Annotated in this window: 18 protein-coding genes; 12 read left to right on the top strand and 6 right to left on the bottom strand. The window is 67.4% G+C overall.

What is annotated here, in order from left to right:
- The first annotated feature begins 15 nt into the window (after positions 1–15).
- Positions 16–3,474: a DNA polymerase III subunit alpha gene (locus tag ACTX90_RS09315; RefSeq protein ID WP_443441955.1), complete on the top strand. Its 3,459-nt coding sequence runs from the start codon at positions 16–18 to the stop codon at positions 3,472–3,474.
- 30 nt (positions 3,475–3,504) lie between these two features.
- Here the strand turns inward: ACTX90_RS09315 and ACTX90_RS09310 are convergent, their stop codons facing one another.
- From ACTX90_RS09310 to ACTX90_RS09295, 4 genes are all read right to left on the bottom strand, one after another.
- A complete protein-coding gene (locus ACTX90_RS09310) occupies positions 3,505–4,188 on the bottom strand; it encodes an HAD family hydrolase (RefSeq protein WP_443441954.1) in 684 nt (227 codons plus the stop codon).
- A gap of 48 nt (positions 4,189–4,236) precedes the next feature.
- The gene (locus ACTX90_RS09305) at positions 4,237–4,677 is read right to left on the bottom strand and encodes a VOC family protein (protein WP_047119220.1); all 441 of its coding nucleotides are present in this window, start codon (positions 4,675–4,677) and stop codon (positions 4,237–4,239) included.
- A gap of 164 nt (positions 4,678–4,841) precedes the next feature.
- Positions 4,842–5,018, bottom strand: a complete 177-nt coding sequence (locus tag ACTX90_RS09300; protein ID WP_443441953.1) for a hypothetical protein — start codon at positions 5,016–5,018, stop codon at positions 4,842–4,844.
- Positions 5,015–6,418 (bottom strand): MFS transporter, encoded by a 1,404-nt coding sequence (locus tag ACTX90_RS09295; RefSeq protein ID WP_443441952.1) that lies wholly within the window; start codon positions 6,416–6,418, stop codon positions 5,015–5,017. The genes ACTX90_RS09300 and ACTX90_RS09295 overlap by 4 nt, the downstream gene beginning before the upstream one ends.
- 79 nt (positions 6,419–6,497) lie before the next feature.
- Here ACTX90_RS09295 and ACTX90_RS09290 point away from each other — a divergent pair, with 79 nt between their 5' ends.
- The 11 genes from ACTX90_RS09290 (at position 6,498) to ACTX90_RS09240 (ending at position 19,411) form a co-directional block, all read left to right on the top strand.
- Entirely contained in the window at positions 6,498–7,145 is a 648-nt protein-coding gene (locus ACTX90_RS09290; protein ID WP_443441951.1) for a helix-turn-helix domain-containing protein, read from the top strand.
- Between the two features lie 108 nt (positions 7,146–7,253).
- Positions 7,254–9,269 carry a threonine--tRNA ligase gene (gene thrS / locus ACTX90_RS09285; protein WP_443441950.1) on the top strand — a complete coding sequence of 672 codons (2,016 nt, stop codon included), beginning with the start codon at positions 7,254–7,256 and terminating at the stop codon, positions 9,267–9,269.
- Positions 9,270–9,296: 27 nt separating this feature from the next.
- Positions 9,297–9,857: an HIT family protein gene (locus ACTX90_RS09280; RefSeq protein WP_047119216.1), complete on the top strand. Its 561-nt coding sequence runs from the start codon at positions 9,297–9,299 to the stop codon at positions 9,855–9,857.
- A 504-nt stretch (positions 9,858–10,361) separates the two neighbouring features.
- Positions 10,362–11,615 carry a biotin synthase BioB gene (gene bioB, locus ACTX90_RS09275; protein ID WP_443441949.1) on the top strand — a complete coding sequence of 418 codons (1,254 nt, stop codon included), beginning with the start codon at positions 10,362–10,364 and terminating at the stop codon, positions 11,613–11,615.
- Positions 11,612–12,973 carry an adenosylmethionine--8-amino-7-oxononanoate transaminase gene (gene bioA, locus ACTX90_RS09270; protein ID WP_443441948.1) on the top strand — a complete coding sequence of 454 codons (1,362 nt, stop codon included), beginning with the start codon at positions 11,612–11,614 and terminating at the stop codon, positions 12,971–12,973. Before bioB ends, bioA begins: the two co-directional genes overlap by 4 nt.
- A complete protein-coding gene (locus ACTX90_RS09265) occupies positions 12,966–14,156 on the top strand; it encodes an aminotransferase class I/II-fold pyridoxal phosphate-dependent enzyme (RefSeq protein ID WP_443441947.1) in 1,191 nt (396 codons plus the stop codon). Before bioA ends, ACTX90_RS09265 begins: the two co-directional genes overlap by 8 nt.
- Positions 14,153–15,334, top strand: coding sequence for a cytochrome P450 family protein (locus ACTX90_RS09260; RefSeq protein WP_443441946.1), 1,182 nt, complete (start codon positions 14,153–14,155; stop codon positions 15,332–15,334). Before ACTX90_RS09265 ends, ACTX90_RS09260 begins: the two co-directional genes overlap by 4 nt.
- On the top strand, positions 15,331–16,080 hold the full coding sequence (gene bioD / locus ACTX90_RS09255) for a dethiobiotin synthase (RefSeq protein ID WP_443441945.1): 750 nt from the start codon (positions 15,331–15,333) through the stop codon (positions 16,078–16,080). The genes ACTX90_RS09260 and bioD overlap by 4 nt, the downstream gene beginning before the upstream one ends.
- A gap of 55 nt (positions 16,081–16,135) precedes the next feature.
- On the top strand, positions 16,136–16,807 hold the full coding sequence (locus ACTX90_RS09250; RefSeq protein ID WP_443441944.1) for a TetR/AcrR family transcriptional regulator: 672 nt from the start codon (positions 16,136–16,138) through the stop codon (positions 16,805–16,807).
- Between the two features lie 10 nt (positions 16,808–16,817).
- Entirely contained in the window at positions 16,818–17,747 is a 930-nt protein-coding gene (locus tag ACTX90_RS09245; protein ID WP_443441943.1) for an ABC transporter ATP-binding protein, read from the top strand.
- The gene (locus ACTX90_RS09240) at positions 17,747–19,411 is read left to right on the top strand and encodes an ABC transporter permease (protein WP_443441942.1); all 1,665 of its coding nucleotides are present in this window, start codon (positions 17,747–17,749) and stop codon (positions 19,409–19,411) included. Before ACTX90_RS09245 ends, ACTX90_RS09240 begins: the two co-directional genes overlap by 1 nt.
- Here ACTX90_RS09240 and ACTX90_RS09235 read toward each other — a convergent pair.
- Together ACTX90_RS09235 and ACTX90_RS09230 are read right to left on the bottom strand one after the other, a co-directional pair.
- A complete protein-coding gene (locus ACTX90_RS09235) occupies positions 19,408–20,100 on the bottom strand; it encodes an HAD family hydrolase (protein ID WP_443441941.1) in 693 nt (230 codons plus the stop codon). The two genes, ACTX90_RS09240 and ACTX90_RS09235, sit on opposite strands and share 4 nt — an antisense overlap.
- Positions 20,097–20,900, bottom strand: coding sequence for a DeoR/GlpR family DNA-binding transcription regulator (locus tag ACTX90_RS09230; protein WP_443441940.1), 804 nt, complete (start codon positions 20,898–20,900; stop codon positions 20,097–20,099). The genes ACTX90_RS09235 and ACTX90_RS09230 overlap by 4 nt, the downstream gene beginning before the upstream one ends.
- Between the last annotated feature and the right edge of the window lie 369 nt (positions 20,901–21,269).

The raw sequence follows: 21,269 nt of genomic DNA, 5'->3' as shown, positions 1-21,269 counted from the left end.
GTTCGAGGCGATGGCATGAGCTTCACGCACCTAAATGTCGCCTCCTCCTACAGCGCCCACTACGGGGTCTCCACCCCGCCCCAGCTGGCCGCCGCCGCGCACGCCATGGGCGCCGAAGCGCTGGCTCTCACCGACCGTGACGGGCTCTACGGGGCGGTCAAGCACGTGGCTGCCTGCATGGAACACGGGCTGCACCCACTGCTGGGCGTGAATCTGGCACTGCTCGACACCCCGGGCCATGCGGTTGGCCGGATCATCCTGCTGGCCCGCGGGCGCAGCAACGGAGCCGGCTACGCGGCCCTGTGCCGCAGCATCAGCCAAGCCCACCAGGCGCCCCGCGGCATTCCCGGGTTGACCCGGCGCCAGCTCGCCCACCGGGTGGCCTCCGGAAACCTCATGCTGCTAGTCGGCGGGGAATCCGACGTGGCCCGGGCGCTGGCCCGCGGGCAGTACGCCAAGGCCCGCGCGCTGCTGGCCGACTGGAAAAAACTGGCAGGCCCCATGCTGCGCGTGGAAATCACCACCCACCTGTCCACCCCCGGATCCCGCTACAACCTCGGGGAAGCCGGCAGGATGCTGCGCTACGCCGAGGAACTGGGCTTGAAAGCGGTGCTGAGCAACGCCGTGCGCTACGCCGACCCCGACGGCGCGGTCACCGCCGACCTGCTGGACTCCGCCCGCACCCTGAACAGCCTGAGTGAAATGGACTCCTGCCAGCCCAACGGGCAGGGCTGGCTCAAGTCCCCGCAGGAGATGCGCCAGCTGGCCTCCGAAATCGCCCGCGCCACCGAACGCGGCTGGATGCGCAAGCTGCTGCGGGAAACCGAGACAGTCGCCAGCTTCGCCGCCCTGGACCCCGCCGGCGACCTGGGCTGGAAAAAACCTGTCATCCCCGAAGCCTCGGTGCTGGGCCTGCACCGCCCGGCCATGCAGGAGCTGACCGAACGCGTCTACGCCGCCGTGCCCCGGCTGCTGCCCAACGAGACGAAGCACACCGTCGAGCAGCGGCTGTCCCTGGAACTCGGGGTCATCAACCGGCTGGACTTCGCCGGCTACTTCCTCACCGTCGCCGAAACCGTCAAGCTCATCACCGGCATGGGGGTGCGCGTGGCGGCCCGCGGCTCCGGCGCCTCCTCGCTGGTCAACTACCTCCTGGGCATCAGCCAGGTCAACCCGCTGGCCCACGACCTGGTCTTCGAACGCTTCCTCTCCGACACCCGCACCACCCTGCCGGACATCGACATCGACGTGGAATCAGCCCGCCGCCACGAGATCTACCGCAAGATCTTCGCCAGCTTCGGCGAAGAACGCGTGAGCCTGATGAGCATGCAGAACGCCTACCGGGCCCGCGGAGCGGTCCGCGACGCCGGAGCCGCCCTGGGCCTGGAGGACGGACAGGTGGACGGCATCGCCAAGCAGCTGTGGCGCTTTTCCGCCTCCTCCTTCCGCGAAGCGCTCGCCGAGAAGCCGGAGCTGGGCGAACTGGCCGAACGCCTCACCGAGGACTCCCAGCTGGACATCCTGATCGACGCCACCGAACGCCTGGACCGGCTGCCGCGGCACATCTCCATGCACCCGTGCGGCGTCATCCTCTCTGACGCCTCGCTGCTGGACCGCACCCCGGTCCAGCCCTCGGGCATCGCCCTGCCGATGAGCCAGTTCGACAAGCACGACATGGACCTCATGGGGCTGATCAAGCTCGACGTGCTCGGGGTGCGCATGCAGTCGGCCATCGCCTACACCCTTCAGGAGATCGCGCGCCTGCACCCCGATGCGGCCGCGGTCGCCCGCGCCGGGGGACACGCCACCACCAGCTATATCGACCCGGCCGGTCATATCGACCTGGCCAAGGTCCCGCTGGATGACGCCCCCACCTTCGAACTGATCCGCTCCACCCACACCCTGGGCTGCTTCCAGATCGAATCCCCGGGCCAGCGCGAGCTGATCGGCAAGCTCGCCCCCGCCGAATTCAACGACCTGATCATCGATATCTCGCTGTTCCGCCCCGGCCCCATGCAGTCCAACATGGTCAAGCCCTACCTGGAGCACCGCCACGGCTTTGCCCCCGAACAGTACCTGCACCAGGAACTCAAGCCCGCGCTGGCCGAAACCCACGGGGTAGTGGTCTTCCACGAACAGGTGCTGCGCATCCTGGACACCATGACCGGCTGCGGCCTGGGCATGGCGGATGTCTACCGCCGCCACCTGGGCAACCCCGCCCAGGAACCGGCGGTCGAAAAATACTTCCGCGCCAGCGCCGCCGCCAAGGGCTACACCCCGGAAACCATCGACAAGGTCTGGACGGTGCTGGCGGGCTTCGGCTCCTTCGGCTTCTGCAAGGCCCACGGGGCGGCCTTCGCCGTACCCACCTACCACTCGGCCTGGCTCAAGGCCCACCACCCCGAAGCCTTCCTCGCCGGCATCTGGGAACACGACCCGGGCATGTACCCCAAGCGGCTGCTGGTCTCCGAGGCCCGGCGCATGGGCATCCCCATCCTGCCGCTGGACATCAACCGCTCCACCGGGCACTACCGAGTCGAACGAATCTTCGAATACGCTCCTGCCGCGGCCCCCGCCGTGCCCCGCGCACCCGGAACCCTGCGCCCCGGACATTACGGTGTCCGCCTGGCCTTCCGCGACATCCACCAGATGAGCGAACGCGAGGTCGAGCGCCTGGTCGCCGGACAGCCCTACGAGCACCTGGCCGACGTGCGCGACCGCGCCGGCCTGTCCCGGCGCACCTACCAGAACCTCGCGGCCCTGGGTGTCTTCGACTCCCTGCTCACCGGAACCAGCCGGGCGGACACCATCGCCCACACCCAATCCATGGCCCGCACCAGCCTGCCGGCCAAATACCGGCCCGGCCCCGGCCAGCTCACCCTCGACCTCGGGCAGATCGAACACATCAAGAACACCGGAGCGCAGCTGGAACCGGCCGAGATCATCCGTACCGAACTGGACCTCATGCACCTGGATGCCAGCGAACACCTCATCACCTCCTACCGGCAACGCCTGGCCCACCTGCCGATCACCCAGGCCATCGAGCTGCTGCACCTGCGCAACGGCACCGAGGTGCTGGTCGCCGGGGTCCGCGTGGCCACCCAGACCCCGCCCATGCGCGGAGGCAAACGCGTCGTGTTCATCTCCGTGGACGACGGCACCGGCTGCATCGACGCCACCTTCTTCGACGACACCCAGCAACGCACCGGATCGCTGCTGTTCTCCACCCGCATGCTGCTCATCCACGGCATCACCCGGCGCACCGGACCCCGCGGCATCTCGCTGCAGGCGCTGAACGCCTGGGACCTGCACCAGCCCGAAACCCTGCCCGCCGCCGGATACCTGGAGAACGCAGCCCGCCCGCGCCCCAGCTACCGGCCCAAGCTCGGACAGAGCCCCACCGAAACCGTGGGAGAACTCGCCCGCCGCATGAACGCCGAAGGCCTGGACCAGCGCGGAGCGCAAAACATGTAGCGGGAGCCTCGAATACGGGGGATCAGCGCGTCAGGCCCCGCGTACCATGCGGGGCAGCAGCGCGAGCGCAACCGGTTCCCGGCCAAGCCCCGGGGCGCCGACATAGAACGCGCGCATCCCGAGCGCTTGCGGACCCTGGATGTCCGCATCCCAGTTATCTCCCACGAACACCGCATCCTGCGCAGTGATCCCGTGCGCGTCCAGCACCAACTCGAAGATCTGCCGGTGCGGTTTGCGCCACCCCAGCTCTATGGAGGTGAAGACCCGGTCGAAGTACGCGTCCAACTGCAGCTCGCGCAGCAACCGTGGCACCAACACCGCATCATGGGTATTGCTCACCACGCTCAGCACATGATCTGTGCGGAGATCCTGCAAGCACATCTGGACATCAGCGGCGGGGGCAACCTGAGCGCTCCATACGGCAAGATACTCCCGCACCAGGCGGACAAGCTCATTCTCGGCTACGTTAGGAGAACCCAGTAGCTCCCAATAGCGCCGGGCGATCTGAAGCATCGAACACTCACGCCCGGAGCGGTGCGCCGCCGAATCCAGCTCATCCCATGCGCGAGTCCACAACGCATTTGCCTCTGCCTGGCCCACCCGAACCGAAGCCCTGAGCGCAAATTCCAGCGGCGCGTTGAACGCGCTCGGCAGGACCGACGGGTCATAACGCACCAAGGTGCCAAAGAAATCAAAATAAACGTGCGAGGGCATTGGTTCATCTTCCCCCGGGCTGGGAAGAACCAAGTAAACGCGAACCTGCTACACCGAGGACACGTGGCCGTCCGCATCAATGACAAATGACGGATTGTGCACAAAATCCCAGCGGAACCCGTCCGGATCGGCAACGCAGGCGCTCATCCCGCCCCACGGCTGCACGGTAGGAGCCGTAATGGACTGGGCCCCGGCGTCGAGCGCTCGCCGGTAGAGCTGTTCAACTTCCGCATCGGTGTGCACATTGTGCCCCAGCGAAACAGGGGGAGCCTTCTCGCCGTGCCCGATGTCGCCATACTCGTTGGGCATCTGCGTAATGTCCCACAAGGCCAGCATCAAGGAATGCCCGGCGCGGACAAAGGCAATCTCCGGATGGGCTGGCTGCACCAGCTCGAAACCCAGTCCCTCGGTATAGAACCTGGTTGAAACACCGACATCACGCACGCCGAGGGTGATCGCGCTGATGGTCGGCGGGGCCGACTTGTTCATATGACCAGCCTAGGGGGCGTTGACCTCGAATGATAGAGGCAGAGCAACCCCTGTCATTACCCTGACAGGGATTGCTCTGCCTGACCATGCCTTACCTGCGGAATGTGCAAGCAGCTGCGCCATGGAAACCTGATAAGGACGATTGCCGAATTCCGACGTTGCCCTTACAGATAGATCCATTGCTCATTGCGCGGCGAAGACAAATTGCGCTCACGCTGGGCACGGAACTCTTGATTGATACTGCGCGGCGCGTGATGGTGGCGCTGTTCACTGCTGGGGATGCGGCGCAAGCCAAGCCTCCCGGCAGAAACTGACGACCTTGATGCTGGATGGTTTTTCATGCTCGGTTCTCCTTAGCCTGCGGCAGCTCGCCCTCTGTAGACACCACGTCTGCAGATTCCCTCGCCTCCGCTTCGATCTGAGAATTTGCGCTCGCCGGTTCGCTGGTCCAGTGATCCGGGTGCGGGATGCCGCGCACGTGCCGTGAGCACCAGGCGGCGACGGTTGCAACGATCACCAGGGAGCTGAAGAACAGCAAGGTCGGCCCCATGCCCAACCACTGAAGGCCGAGCCCGGTGAGAAACGGCGCCAGCGGCAAAGCCGACAGGGCCATGAACAAGATCAGGGAGTTGGCGCGTCCTGCCATCTCCCGCGGCACCACTGCCATGAAATAGCCTCCGACCGACGCATTCAGCGCCGGAACACTCAGGTAGGCGATCAGCAGCATGGCGCCCAGCCAGATCAGGTTGGTGTTGAATCCCATGAGCAGCATCGCGCCGCCCAGAACGCTCAAGCAGCTGCAGGCAAGCACCCCGCTCCGGAACTTCTCGATCAGGCGTCCGGCGAACAGCGAGCCGGCGAACATGCCCAGCCCCATGGAGGTGGATACCAAGCCGATCACCCAGGGGGCTTCGCCGCGTTGCTGCAATCCGTAGATCAACGTCGTGTTCAGCCCGTTGGTTCCGATATTGATGACGGTGATCAGGATCAGCAGGCTGCGCAGCTGCGGCCTGGCGAAACACCACCGCATGCCTGCCGCGATGCCGGGGGAGACCGGTGCGCTGCTGGCAGGCGAATTTTCCACGGGCTTGGAGTCGGCCTCTGCCGCGCGCAACGGCCCGCGCAGCCCGAATCCCGAAGCGGCGGCGAGCAGCTGCAGGAAACTGACGGCAAGCAGGGCAAATGCCGCGCCCAGTCCGAGCAGGAGTCCGCCCAGCGGGGCGGCTCCCAGCATGAGCACCGAATCGCGCCCCTGGTTTGAGGCCATGGCTCGTCCCAGTTGCTTGGGATGGACCACGTCCTTCAGCGCAGCATTCGTGACCGTGCCAAAGTAGCCTCCGCGCAGTTCCATGAGCACGTGGGCGACGCACAGCACCGCGACACTCAGCGACCCGCTGATACTGGCCACTGCCAGTGCCGAGGTGAGCGCCGCACCGCAAATCCCTCCGAGGAGCATCATGCGCGCCCGGTCGGAACGGTCGGCCACGGAACCGCCGAGCAACGTCAGGCTGGCCCGCGCGGCCAGGCCCACGGCTGCCAGCGTGCCTGCCTGCACCGGCGAACCGGTCAGCGCCAACAGGATCAGCGGCAGCACGAAGCCGTAGATGCCGCCGGCCAGCAGGGCCGTGGTGTCAGCGACCCACCAGATGCGGTAGCCGCGCTGGTGATGCAACGCCGGCAGCCGCTGTGCTCCGGTGTCGGCCATCTGCGACTGAAGCAGGGGAGTCTGGTCTGTGGTCATGCAGCAACCATAGACCCGCAAATAAAGTTGCGCAATAGAACTTGCGCAATTTTATTTGAGCAATTGTTATGCTGAATCCATGACTCAAGCACAGTCGAACGTCACGTTCACCACGCCCATGCTCAAGGCCATGGCCAACCCGCTGCGCCGGCAGATCTTCGATGCGCTGGCGGCCATGCGCACCGGGCGCGCCTCGGATATCGGCGAGCTGCTGGGTCTTGCCCCGAACAAGGTCAGTTTCCACCTGCGCGAGCTGGCCAAAGCGGAGATGATCGAGGAGGCTCCCGAGCTGGCGCGCGACAAGCGCGACCGCGTCTGGCGCCCGGCCGCCACCGGCTACACCACCGGCCAGCCCGCCGACCGCACCGAGGATGGCTCCGCTACCGCCATGAACGCCTACCTCGGGCAGGTCATCCATGACGAGCAGCGCCGCCTCGAAGCCACCTTGGCCCACGCCCAGCGCTGGTACGACAGCGGCGAGGCCAGGGCGGACCTGGCGCAGCTGAGCACCAGCAACCTGATGCTCACCGAGGACGAGCGCCAGGAGCTGCAGCGCCGGTTGGATGCGGTGATCCCGGCCTTCCGCGAGGACCAGAAGAACGGGAAGATCGACAGCTCGCAGCCGGCCTCCGAGCGCAAGCTGTGGCACTATTCGGGGCTGTTGTCGGCCGATGAGCTGTTGAACGGGTCACACTCGGGCGGACAAACGGCACAAAAGCCGAAGTGAACCGGTTGCGCAGCGCAATGCTGAACTAAACTGGGTTCTGGCTGGCTGTGGCCAAGGTATGCCACAAGCTATGAAGCCATCACAGATTGAAAGGTAGAACCCGATCTCATGAGCGAGCAGCTGACTCTCACCATCGACGGCGAGCAGGTACAGGTGGACGCGGGAACGACCGGTTTGCAGTTCTTCGCCAAGGACAAAGACGTTGTAGTCATGCACGTCGACGGCGTACTGCGAGACCTGTCCCGCGAACTCGAAGCCGGAACCACTGTCACCCAGGTAACCATCGCCGATCCTGAGGGTCTGGAGGTGTTGCGCCACTCGACCGCCCACGTGATGGCCCAGGCGGTGCAGCAGCTGCGTCCCGATGCCAAGCTCGGCATCGGCCCGTACATCACCGACGGCTTCTACTTCGACTTCGATGTCGCTGAGCCGTTCACTCCCGAAGATCTGAAGCAGCTGGAAAAGATGATGCTCAAGATCGTCAACCAGAACCAGCTCTTCTCCCGCCGCGAGGTCTCCCCTCAGGAGGCCAAGGCCGAGATGGCCAACGAGCCGTACAAGTGCGAGCTGCTGGCCAAGGCTGATTCGGCCGACACCTCCGGCGAGGGCGTGACCGTCGAGGTCGCCGCCGGCGAAACCACCATCTACGACAATGTGGACCGCAAGTCCGGCGAAACGGTCTGGAAGGACCTGTGCCGGGGCCCGCACCTGCCGAACACCAAGCTGATCAAGAACGCCTTCTCGCTGACCCGTTCGGCCGCCGCCTACTGGCTGGGCAGTGAAAAGAACAAGCAGCTGCAGCGCATCTACGGCACCGCCTGGCCGACCAAGGAGGACCTCAAGGCCTACCAGGAGCGCCTAGCCGAGGCCGAGCGCCGCGACCACCGCAAGCTGGGCGCCGAGCTGGATCTGTTCTCCTTCCCTGACGAGCTGGGCTCCGGCCTGCCGGTGTTCCATCCCAAGGGCGGCATCATCAAGCGCGAGATGGAAGACTACGTGCGCGACCGCCACGTGGAAGAGGGCTTCCAGTACGTGGGCACCCCGCACATCTCCAAGGACGGGCTGTTCCACACCTCGGGCCACCTGCCGTACTACGCGGACACCATGTTCCCGGCGCTGCACATCGATGAAGAGCGCGATGAAGACGGCAACATCACCAAGCAGGGCCAGGAATACCGCCTGAAGGCCATGAACTGCCCGATGCACAACCTGATCTTCCGCGGCCGCGGACGTTCCTACCGCGAACTGCCGCTGCGCCTGTTCGAGTTCGGCCACGTCTACCGCTACGAGAAGTCCGGTGTGGTCCACGGCCTGACCCGCGTGCGCGGTTTCGCCCAGGACGACTCGCACTCCTACGTCACTAAGGAGCAGGCCCCCTCCGAGGTCGAGCACCTGCTGAACTTCATGCTGTCCCTGCTCAAGGACTTCGGCATGGACGACTTCTACCTGGAGCTGTCCACCCGCGATCCGGAGTCGGACAAGTTCATCGGCTCCGACGAGCAGTGGGAGGAAGCCACCGCGGTGCTGGAGCGCGTTGCCACCGAAACCGGCGTCGAACTGGTCGCCGATCCGGGCGGCGCCGCGTTCTACGGCCCGAAGATCTCGGTCCAGGCCAAGGACGCCATCGGCCGCACCTGGCAGATGGGCACCGTGCAGTACGACTTCAACCAGCCGGCACGCTTCGGCCTGGAGTACCAGGCAGCCGACGGCTCCCGCCAGGAGCCGGTGATGATCCACGCCGCCAAGTTCGGCTCGATCGAACGCTTCCTGGGTGTGCTCACCGAGCACTACGCCGGCGCCTTCCCGGCCTGGCTTGCCCCGGTGCAGGTTCGCGCCATCCCGGTGGCCGAGGCCTTCAACGACTACCTCGCCGAGGTCGTCGCGAAGCTCAAGGCTCAGGGTGTGCGTGTGGAGCTGGATGACTCCTCGGACCGCTTCCCGAAGAAGATCCGCAACGCGTCCAAGGAAAAGATCCCGTTCGTGCTCATCGCCGGCGGCGAGGATGCTGAAGCCAGCGCGGTCTCCTTCCGCTTCCGCGACGGCAGCCAGGACAACCAGGTTCCTGTCGACGAGGCGGTTGCCCGCATCGTCGAAGCCATCAAGAGCCGCGACAACAACAACTAAGCACACCGGAATAGGGAGTCCACCAGCATGCAGTATCCGCAGGACGCACAGGTCACCGACGACTTCGAACTCGCCGGCGTGCCCGACTCGTTCCAACGCTTGTGGACTCCCTACCGGATGGCCTACATCAAGGGCGGCCAGGACCAGGTCAAGGACGAGGCGAGCTGCCCCTTCTGCGCCGGTCCACACCGCACCGACAGCGAGGCGCTGATCGTGCACCGCGGGGAAACCTGCTTCGTGATCCTGAACCTGTTCCCGTACAACCCGGGCCACCTGCTGATCTGCCCGTACCGCCACGTGCCGAACTACACCGACATCACGCTGGAGGAGACCGCTGAAATGGCGGCCCTGGCGCAGAAGTCGATGCGTGTGCTGCGCGCGGTGTCCAACCCGGCCGGCTTCAATCTGGGTATGAACCAGGGCGAGGCAGGGGGAGCTGGCATCGCCGCGCACCTGCACCAGCACGTGGTGCCGCGCTGGAACGGCGACGGGAACTTCTTCCCGATCATCGCCCGCACCAAGGCGATCCCGCAGACCCTGTCCGAGGTGCGCGAGGCCATCGCTGCAGCCTGGCTAGAGGTCGAGTAGGCCGAAGGCCTGCTGCGAACAGGCCGGCACCGTTGCGTGAGCGCGCCGCGGCCCGAAGGAGAAATCCCTCGGGCCGCGGCGCGCTTTTTGCTGCCCGAAAACAGCCGCGCCGGTGATCGACTGCGGCTGGAAGGGTGATCGGCCTCGGCCGGAGGGCGTGGGGCCTTGGGCGGCGGAGGAGCCTGCCGAACCCGTGCAAAGGAATCTCGTCCGCGGGATGAGAAATTCTCCGCAGAAGCTCCGGAATCCCACCCAAATCAACGCAACCGCGCCCCCGGGGTGCGGATGCCGTCACAGCGTATCCGGTTGTTGCCGGCGGCCAGCGCGGCTTGCCCTGGGCGCCGTGCCTGCGCGACACATGGTTGAACGGTGTTCAATAAAACCCCGGCAAGGGTGTACGGTGTGTAATCAACACACATTGAACACCGTTCAAGGAATTTGCCACGGGTGAAAATTCACGCCACCCGAGCACTCCGGAACGGGTTCGCGATCGAAAGGCACCCCATGACCTTGAACACCGCAGCCGCAGAAAACCCCGCGCCGGCGACCCTCGACGCAGACCAGCTCGCCACCCGGATCGCCGCCGGACACCGCCTCACCGAAGCCGAGGCGCTGGCCGTGCTGGCCACGCCCGACTTCGCCACGCTGCCGCTGGTCGGCGCCGCCGGCACCCTGCGCCGCAAGCACTTCGGCAACACCGTCAAGGTCAACTACCTGGTCAACCTGAAGTCCGGCCTGTGCCCGGAAGACTGCACCTACTGCTCCCAGCGACTGGGCTCGAAGGCCGAAATCCTGAAGTACACCTGGCTCAAGCCCGACGAGGCAGTGGCCCAGGCCGGCTACGGCATCGCCGGCGGCGCCTCGCGGGTCTGCATGGTCGCCTCCGGCAAGGGCCCCACCGACCGCGATGTGGACCGCGTGGCCACCATGGTCGAGCAGCTCAAGGACGAGCACCCGCAGGTCGAGGTCTGCGCCTGCCTGGGCATCCTGAAGGACGGGCAGGCCGCCCGGCTCAAGGATGCCGGGGCGGATGCCTACAACCACAACCTGAACACCTCCGAATCGCTCTACCCGGAGATCTGCACCTCGCACAGCTACCAGGACCGGGTGGACACCGTGCAGCAGGCGCAGTCCGCCGGGCTGTCCTCCTGCTCCGGGCTCATCGTGGGCCTCGGCGAAACCCCGGAGCAGCTCGTCGAGGCGGTGTTCGCACTGCGCGAGCTGGGCTCGGATTCCATCCCGGTCAACTTCCTGATGCCCTTCGACGGCACTCCGATGGAAGGCACCTGGCTGCTGACCCCGCTGGCCTGCCTGCGGATCCTGGCCCTGGTGCGCCTGGCCTGCCCCGACAGGGAGCTGCGCATCGCCGGCGGCCGCGAAATGCACCTGCGCTCGCTGCAGTCCACCGCGCTGGAGGTCGCCAACTCGATCTTCCTGGGCGACTACCTCACCAGCGAAGGCCAGGGCGCGGCCAAGGACCTGGACATGATCGCCGATGCCGGCTTCGTGGTCCTGGGCCAGGAGTCCTCCAGCCCGGCCGAGGTCGCCCGCCGCCTGCAGCACGCGGCCCACGCGGCCTCCGCCCACGAAGCCCCGGCCGGCGGTTGCGCCAGCGGCTGCGGCACCGGGTGCGGCCCGGCCTCGTCCGCCGACGCACCGGGCTGCGGCAGCGCCGCCTCCGGCTGCGGACCGAGCGCCGCGCGCGAACCGGTGCTGCGCCGCCGCGGCGCCGGAACCCAGCAGGGACCGAACGCATGAGCACCGCAACCGGCCTGCTGAGCAGGGATTCCGGGCTGCTCTGGCACCCCTACGCGCCGCTGGATGCCGGAGCGCTCTACGCGGTGAGCGGGGCCGGCGGGGCCGAGCTCACGCTGCGCGATGCCCGCGGCGCCGAACATCGGGTCATCGACGGCATGGCCTCCTGGTGGTCCATGGTGCACGGCTACCGCAACCCGGTGCTGGACGCCGCTGCGCATGCGCAGATCGATACATTCAGCCACGTGATGTTCGGCGGGCTGACCCATGAACCCGCCATCGAGCTGGCCGAACGGTTGGTCGGGCTCGCTCCGGAAGGACTGCGCCACGTGTTCCTGGCCGACTCCGGATCCATCAGCGTCGAGGTCGCGCTCAAGCTGGCCTTGCAGTACGAGGACGCTTGCGGGCGGCCCGAACGCCGCCGCTTCCTGGCCCTGCGCGGGGGCTACCACGGAGACACCTTCGCCGCCATGAGCGTGTGCGACCCGGTCGACGGCATGCACGCCGCCTTTGCCCCGCTGGCGAGCGAGCAGCTGTTCCTGCCGCGCCCGCCCGCCGCCGAGCGCACCATCGCCGGGGACTGGCTCTACGACGAGGACGAACTGGAGCTCTGGGCAGCCCGGGCCCGCCGGCTGGCCGCCGAACACGCCGCAGAGCTGGCCGGCATCATCTGCGAACCTCTGCTGCAGGGCGCCGGCGGCATGTTCATCTACCCGCCGCGGGTGCTGCAGGTGCTGCGCGAGATCGCCGACGAGTACCGGATGCTGCTGATCGTTGACGAGATCGCCACCGGTTTCGGGCGCACCGGCAAGCTCTTCGCCGTGGAGCACGCAGGCATCGAGCCGGACATCATGTGCGTGGGCAAGGCATTGACCGGCGGCTACCTGTCCCTGGCCGCGATGCTCTGCACCAACAAGATCGCCCGTGCGCTGGCCTCGGGCGGCGCCACCGCCGGATCCGCGCTGCTGCACGGTCCCACCTTCATGGGCAACCCGCTGGCCTGCGCCGTGGCCTGTGCCTCGCTGGACCTGCTCGCCGGACCCGGCGCGGCCGATTCCGAACCTGCGCCGTGGCAGGCCCAGGTGGCCCGGCTTGAACGTGGGCTGAACAGCTCGCTGGCCGGCGCCCGGAAGCTGCGGGCCGTGCGGCAGGTGCGGGTACTCGGCGGGGTCGGGGTGATCCAGCTGCACGAACCGGTCAAGGTCGCGGAGGTGACCCGCGCCGCCGTTGCATTCGGCGCCTGGGTACGCCCGTTCCGCGACCTGGTGTACGTGATGCCGCCGTACATCTGCACCGACGGGCAGCTGCAGACCCTGGGCACGGCCCTGATCGGCGCGGTATCGGAGGTCCACGGTGGCTGAACTGACGCTCGCTCCTGCGACCACGGCCTGGGAAGGCTGGCTGCGCGGACGCTCAGCGGTGCGCGCCAAGCGGGACATGCGGCGCACCGACAACGCACGCTCCACCCGCTACGACCTGGCCTCCAACGACTACCTGGGCCTGGGTGCGCACCCGGTGGTGCGCACCGGGGCCATCAACGCGCTGTGCATCGCTGGCGCCGGCGCTTCGGCCAGCCGGGTCGCCTCCGGCACTTGGGAAATCCACCGCGAGCTGGAAACCGCCCTGTGCAGCTACACCGGCCGTTCGCAGGCGCTGGTGTTCTCCAGTGGCTACACCGCGAACCTCGGCGTGCTCGGCGCGCTGGGCGGACCGGGCAGCCTGTTCCTGCTCGACGCCCACGCCCACGCCAGCCTTCTCGACGGGGCCAAGCTCTCCGGCGCCGCCTGGCACAGCTTCGAGCACAACAACCTGGACGCCGCCGAGCAGCAGCTGCGCGCCAACCGCGACTCCCCGGCCCCCAAGCCGCGCGTGGTGCTCGTTCTCGAATCGCTCTACTCGGTGCTCGGCGACGCCGCACCGCTGGAGCAGGCTGCCGCGTTGTGCGCCGAGTACGGGGCGGTGCTGCTGGTCGACGAGGCGCATTCGCTGGCGACGGTGCCCGGTGGATCCGCCGTGCGCGCGGCGGGACTGGAGCAGGCCGGACACGTGCTGGCCACCGCCACCTTGTCCAAGGCGCTGGGCGCCCAGGGCGGCGCGGTGCTCCTCGGCGGAGACGACGCAGAATTGTGGCGCGAGCACCTGCTGAACACCGCCCGCACCTTCATCTTCGACACCGCGCTGGCCCCGGCCGCCGCGGGCGGGGCGCTGGCCGCGCTGGGCCTGGCCACCGACGAGCGGATCGCGCAACTGGCGGCCAACACCCGGCTGATCCGCGACACCCTGTCCGCCGAGCCGCGGCTGGCCGGCCGCATTGAAGCCTCAGCGGGCCCCGTGCAGTCGGTGCGCATGAACACTCCCGCGCAGGCCGCGGCCGCCACGGCACTGCTGCGCGAACGCGGATACGCAGTGAACTGCTTCCGCCCGCCCAGCGTGCCCGACGGCATGTCCCGGCTGCGGCTGACCGCCCACGCGCACCACCATCCCGAAACGCTCGCCGCCGCGCTGCAGAGAGTCATCGACGCCATCCTGGAGGTTGAAGCATGAGCTGCCCCTACGCCGGAACCCTGTCGGCAGCGGCCAGCGCACCCCTGGCCCGGCCGCTGCAGGAGGTCTTGCCGAATGCAGTAACCGGACGCTACCGCAGCATCGAAGACCCTGCGACGGTCCGCGAAATCCTGCGCCGCGCAGAGGACTTCACCCCGGCCAACGCGCTGCATGCAGCGGTCGAGCTGGCCCCTGCCACGTTGCGCATCCTGGCCCGCGGCCGCTTCGCGCTGCCGCCGGTGCTCGCCAGCGCCACCGGCCCCGAACACCTGGCCGTGCGCCGGGTGGTCGCCGGCTTCTTCAGCCCCGCCAAGGTCGCCGCGCAGGCTCAGTTCATCACCTCACGCACCGGGCAGCTGTGCCGGCAGCTGCGCGAAGAGCTCGACGCCGGGGCGGAGCTGGATTTGGCCGTCGAGCTGGCCGCCGTCATCCCTCCGGAGGTCATGGCACGCCTGACCGGAACCCCTGTGCCGCCGGTTGAGAAGCTCAAACGCTGGAGCCGGGACTCGCTGGAACTGTTCTGGGGCTGGCCTGATGCGCACCGCCAGCAGGAGCTGGCCCGCAGCGCCGTCGAATACCACGCCTGGCTGCGCGGCACGGTGGCCGATGCCTTGGCGCGGGACGACGGAAACCTCTACGACGCGCTGCACCAGGCCGGGGTGGACGCCAAACGCATCGTCTCGCTGGGCTACTTCCTGGGCATCGCCGGGCAGGAAACTACCGCAATGCTCATCCAAAGCGCGCTGTTCTGCGCCCTGCACGACGGCGACTGGGCCGACTGCGCCGATCCCGCCACCGGCGAATCCGCCAGCTCCCGGGTGGTGCAGCGGGTGCTCCTGGAAGCAAGCTCGGTCCCCACCTGGCGCCGCATCACCCGGATCGAGACGGAGCTGGACGGCGAACGCTTCGCTGCGGGCGATGAACTGGTGCTGCGCCTGTCCGGCGGCCAGCTGGCCGAGTCGGGGGACGATTCCCTGGTCTTCGGCTTCGGGCTGCACCGCTGCCTGGGCGCCGGACTGGCCCGCATGGAAACCGAGATGGTGCTGCGCACCGCCGCCGAGGCATGGCCCAAACTGGAACTCGTCGACAGCAACCAACCCTGGAGCCATCTGGTTTCCTTCCAATCACCGACTAGAGTCCGCGTTCGCCGCGCCACTTTCGAAAGGACCCAGCCATGATCCACGTCATCACCGGAACCGACACCGATGTGGGCAAAACCGTCGCCACCGCCGCCCTGGCCGCCCGGGAGCTTGCCGCCGGGCGCCGCGTCGCGGTCTACAAGCCCACCCAGACCGGGGTGCGGCCAGGGGAGGCCGGCGACGCCCAGAGCATCGCCGCCTGGCTCGGGCATCCGGTGGGCCTGCAGGTCGCCGAGGGCATCCGGCTGCGCGAACCCATGGCGCCGGTGGATGCCGCGCTGGTCGAGGGCGGGTCCGCCGCCGTGGCACAGCTTCCGGAGCTGGTCGAGCATCTGGCACGCGTCAACCAGCTGGCAGCGGACTACGACACCGTCCTGGTCGAAGGGGCCGGGGGATTGCTGGTGGAGCTCACCGCGGCAGGGGAGAGCATCGCGGACCTGGCCCAGGCGCTCGGGGCGGCGCTGGTGGTGGTGTCGCGCCCTGACCTCGGCACCCTGAACCACACCGCCCTGACCCTGGAAGCCTCGGTACGCCGCGGATTCGCATCCGGCACCCTGCTGCTGGGAAGCTACCCCGCGCAGCCGGCCGCCCTGCACCGGCGCAACCTGGAGAACCTGCAGCAGCTGGCGGCTGCGCACGGCTGGCACTGGGCCGGGGCGCTGCCCGCCGGCTTGGTCTCTGGAGACACGGAAAAATCTCTGCTCACCGCCGGGATGGCGCTCACCCAGCCGCGCGCCGCGGCGCCTTGCCGGGACGGGGTGGGCAGGGCCGGAACAAGGGACTAATACCCGTCGGAAAAACCCATTGCCAACGGCTATACACCGGAGTAGCCTCCTATACGTGAGTGCAGCCCAGGAAGATCTGACCGGACGGACCAGGTTGCGCGATGCCGCAATCGAGGCCTTCGCCGCGCAGGGGTTCGACGAATCCCTGCGGGCCATCGCCGCCCGGGCACAGGTCACCGCCGGGCTGGTGCGGCACCACTTCGGGTCCAAGCAGGCGTTGCGCGCCGAATGCGATGCCACGGTACTTGAACGCTACCGCAGGTTGAAGGAAGAGTCCCTGCGCGGCAATCCCGGCGAGGTGCTCAACCACCTGCCCACCTCGCGGGAGAGCGGGGTTCTGCTGCTGTACATCCTGCGCTCCGCGCGCGAGGGCGCGCAGGCCGGAAGGCAGTTCACCGAACAGCTGATCGACGAGGCGCTCGTCCTGCTGGACCAAGCCGTATCCAGCGGCCTGATCGTCCCGAGCCGCAATGAGCCGGCCCGGGCACGTTACCTGATCCTGCAGTCGCTGGGAGCGCTGGTGCTCTATTTCGCGCTGTACCCGCCGCAGGATCCGGAAGACTTCGCCACCGTGGTCAAGGACTACTACGGACACATCGCCCTGCCCACGCTGGAGCTATACACCGAAGGGCTGTTCGCCGACCCGGGGTATCTCAACGAGTACCTGGCCTCCGGCACAGCGCATATCCCGCCCGCGGAACCCGCGGGAGACACCGTACCCCGGTAAGGAGCACACCATGGCCACCACCATCCCGGCCATTGAAGTGAGCGGACTGACAAAGAACTTCGGGCGCACCGCCGCCCTGACCGGCCTGGACCTGAGGGTTGAAACAGGCCAAGTCGCCGGATTCCTCGGGCCGAACGGTTCGGGAAAGTCCACCACCCTCCGCATCCTGCTCGGCCTGCTGAAGGCCGACGGGGGAGAAGCCCGCATGCTGGGCGCAGACCCCTGGAAAGATGCGGTCGCCCTGCATCGCCGCGTGGCCTATGTCCCCGGCGAAGTGAACCTCTGGCCCAACCTCACCGGCGGCCAAGCCATCAGAATCCTGTCCAAGTTGCACGGCCAGATCGATGAGCGACGCCGCACCGAACTGCTCGAGCGTTTCGACCTGGACCCCACGAAGAAGGCCCGCAGCTACTCCAAGGGCAACCGCCAGAAGGTCGCCCTGGTCGCGGCCCTGTCCTCGCATGCCGAACTGCTGCTGCTGGACGAGCCGACCTCGGGGCTGGATCCGCTGATGGAGCAGGTTTTCACCTCCTGCATCCGCGAAGCCGCCGCCGAGGGACGCAGCGTGCTGCTTTCCAGCCACATCTTCGCCGAGGTGGAAAAGCTCTGCGACACCGTCACGATCATCCGCGACGGGCAGACCGTGGAAGCCGGCCGCCTGTCCGACCTGCGCCACCTGCAGCGCACCCAAGTCAGCGTGGAGATCTCCGGCAACCCCGCCGAGCTGGCAGCGGTGCCGGGCATCGAGGAGCTGCAGCTGGCCGGCGCCACCGCCAACTTCAGCGTGGATCCGGCGCAGCTGCCAGGGGTGCTCTCAGCACTGGCGGCGCATTCGCCGCGCAACCTTGTCAGCGCCCCGCCGTCGCTGGAGGACCTGTTCCTGCGCCACTACTCCGATGCGCCGGCACAACCGGTCGCGGCCCGGGGAGGCGAGCGGTGATGAGCACCGGAACCGCCCGCGGGCGCCATGCGCCGGCCGAGCACCTGATGCACCCGGCCGCCTCGAGGCGCGGCACCGGCACCTTGACCGGGGTCGGCACCGCGGCGCTGTTCATCCTGCGCCGCAACTGGCTGCGCCTGGCCATCTGGGCGTTGGTGCTGGCCTCGATGATCCCGGTGGTCTACGACTCGCAACAGCAGGCGTTCCCCACGCAGGCCGCGCGCGACGCGTACGCGCAGGTGGCCAACACCCCTGCGGTGGCCGCCATGACCGGCCTGCCCTATGCGGCTGGTTCGCTGGGAGGCATCCTGGTCATCAAGATCTGGATGACGCTGGCGGTGGCACTGGCCTTCGCCGTGGTTTTCCTGGTCACCCGCAACGGCCGGGCGGACGAGGAAGCCGGACGCACCGAACTGCTGCGCTCCACCGCCCTGGGACGCCACGCCTACACCACGGCGAACTACCTGGTTTCGGCTGGACTGTGCGTGGTCACGGGCCTGCTGATCAGCCTGCTGTGCCTATCGGTGGCGCTGCCGGCAAACGGCAGCTGGATCATGGGAGCGTCCATCGCCGGCACCGGTCTTGCTTTCATCGGCCTGGGCGCGATCTGCGGCCAGCTGGCCTCCACCAGCCGTGGGGCGAACTCGCTGGGCGTGGCGTTGATCGGTCTGTTCTACTTCATCCGCGCCGCCGCCGACCTGCAGGCCGACGGGGTCGATCCCACCGCACTGAGCTGGTTCTCGCCCATCGGCTGGGCACAGAACATGCGCGCCTTCGGCGAGGAAAACTGGTGGCCGCTGCTCGCCCTGGTCGGCCTGGGCCTGGCCGGATGCCTGTTCGCCCTGCGCCTTGAAAGCACCCGCGACCTGGGCGCCGGACTGCTGCCCGAACGCCGGGGTCCCGCCACGGCCGGAAACTTCACCACCACCGCGCTGGGTCTGGCGCTGCGCCTGCAGCGCTCCTCGCTGGTCGGCTGGTTCATTGGAGCAGCCGTCTCGGGCCTGTTCTTCGGGTCCGTGGCGCAGGCCATGAGCGCGCTGCTGGATCCGCAGAACCCGTTCGCCCGTAACTTCGTGGGCACCGGGCACAGCATGCTTGATGGCGTGCTGGGCATCTTCGTGCTGTTCAGCGCACTGCTTGCAGGAGCTTTTGCGATCCAGTGCCTGGGCGCGGCGCGCAGCGAGGAGGAAGGCGGACGGCTGGAACAACAGCTGGCAGGGTCTCTTTCCCGCAACACCTGGCTCGGCGCGCACCTGCTGATCGCCGTGCTCGGCTCCGGGTTCATGCTGGTGCTGGGTGGATACCTTACCGGCGCAGCCTCGCAGGGGTCGGCCGATCCCGGACAGCTCGCGGGCGCAGCCCTGGCTTTCTGGCCGGCGGTGCTCTCCATGCTGGGTCTGCAGCTGCTGACCTTCGGCTACCTGCCGCGATCCACCACCGCGATCACCTGGGCCGTCTACGGCATTTCGGTGATGGCGGCGATGTTCGGCGGGCTATTCTCGCTGTCGGAAGACGTCATCCGCGCCACGCCGTTCGGTGCCATCCCGAGGGTTCCGGCAGAGGACTTCAGCTGGACCCCGCCGGCGGTGCTGCTGCTGATTTCGCTGGCACTCGGCGCAGCGGGCATGGATCGGTTCAACCGCCGCGACGTGCTGACGAACTAGCCGGCGAGGAGCGGCCGGCCCACCAGTGCACCGAGCTGGGCTGCGGACCGGTCAGCCAGGCTGTCCCACCGCACCAGTCCGGGCAGCGCTTCCAGCGGCACCATGTTGGGCACACCCACGGTGCACAGCCCCGCCGCCAGGGCAGAGCGCACCCCGGGCGGCGAATCCTCGACGGCGACCATGGCCCGGGCTGCCTCCGGAGGCAGCTCGAACATCCGGCACAGCTGTTGCACTGCCAGCAGGTACGGTTCCGGATCGGGTTTGCCGCGCTGCACCATTTCGCCGGTCACCACCACGTCGAAGGTGTCCGGCGGCAGCGCCTCGAGCAGCACCCGGGCCAGCGGCCCGCGGCTCATCGTAACCAGCGCGCAGGGGACACCCGAGGAATTCAGTTCCTGCAGCAGCTGCCTGGCACCGGGCCGCCACGGGATATCGGCCCGGGTACGCGCGGCCACCTCATCGATCAGCATGCCGATCAGCTCGTCGGCCGGCAGCTGCACCCCCAGCTTCTGGAAGAAGGCCGCCGAGTCCGGCAGTGCGCTGCCGACCAGTGCATGCGCCTGCTCCTGGGTCCACGCAATCGAGTATCGGCCGAGCAGTTCGCGCTGCGCCAGGAACCAGTACGGTTCGGTGTCGACCAGCGTGCCGTCCATGTCCCACAGCACCGCGCGTGGAAGTTCCTGGTTCATTCGGTGATTCCCTCCATCGCGTCGGGGGCCACGTGCACCCGGACGCCCAGTGTTTTCAGCTGGCCCAGGAAGTCCGCCGGCGCCAGCGCATCGGTGATCAGGTCGTCGACGTTGTCCCACCCGCCAAGGCGGTGCATGGAGCTCTGGCCGAGCTTGCTCGAATCCATGAGCAACACCCTGCGCCGCGCCGAGCGCAGCATCGCCATCTTCAACTCGACGATCGCCTCCTCCTGGTGGTAGAAGCCATCGGCATCGGCGGTGCTGGTGGAAACGAAGGCCATGTCGACGCGCAGCTCCTGCACTGCACGCACCGCAGCCAGCCCCAGGAACGACTCGTGGCTGTGGTCATAGGTTCCGCCGATGGCCCGAACCTCCGCGGCGCCGGCCTCGGCCAGGGTGTTGAGCAATGGCAGGTAGTTCGTCGAGATGCCAAGGCCGTCGATGCCGGCGACTGCCGGCGCCATGAATGCCACAGTGGTTGAGTCGTCCAGAAATAGCGACTGCCCCGGCGTGAGCAAACCAGCGGCGCACTGTGCCAGACGCTGCTTGTTCTCGGTGGCGATGTTGCGCCGCAGCGAGGCGGCGATTTCATGGTTCCCCGTGCGGGCGACGGAGACGCCGCCGTGGAATTTGCGCACCATCCCGCGGCGCTGCAACTCATCGAGGTCGCGGTGGATGGTCATGACTGAAACGTCGAATCGAGCCGCGAGGGATTGCGCCGAGCTCTTTTCATCGTCCAGAAGCAGCTGGAGAATTTCTTCAAGCCGCTGCGGGCGGGTTCCGGTCTTAGGTGTGCTCATGGCCTGCCTTTCAGGGATTTATAACAACTTACCTCATTTAGTGATTTCACTTAAAAATTGTTATGAACGCTAAATGAACTTCACCTGAAGATAGCCTGTCGCGATCTTGTCGTGCAGGTTGCCCGCGGGGAGTGATGTTGATTAAGAATGGCAAACTCCCTTGTAAATCAGCAAATTCTTGCGATTTGAATAAATGGTGCTGTGATCTGAATCGCAGGTAATAGGCAGCTTGACCGACTGTGGTCCGAGTGAAACTATCGTTCTCGAGTACGTGAAATCTCAAGTAGTCATGTGAAATTTGAGAGGCATGAGAATGACGGTTCTCGAAACCGAACGAACGGCGCCCACCGCTGGCGCAACCAAGGACCT

The organism is Glutamicibacter soli (genome assembly GCF_052322135.1).
Classification (GTDB): Bacteria; Actinomycetota; Actinomycetes; order Actinomycetales; family Micrococcaceae; genus Glutamicibacter; species Glutamicibacter soli.
This window is presented reverse-complemented; position numbering and strand designations above follow the sequence as displayed.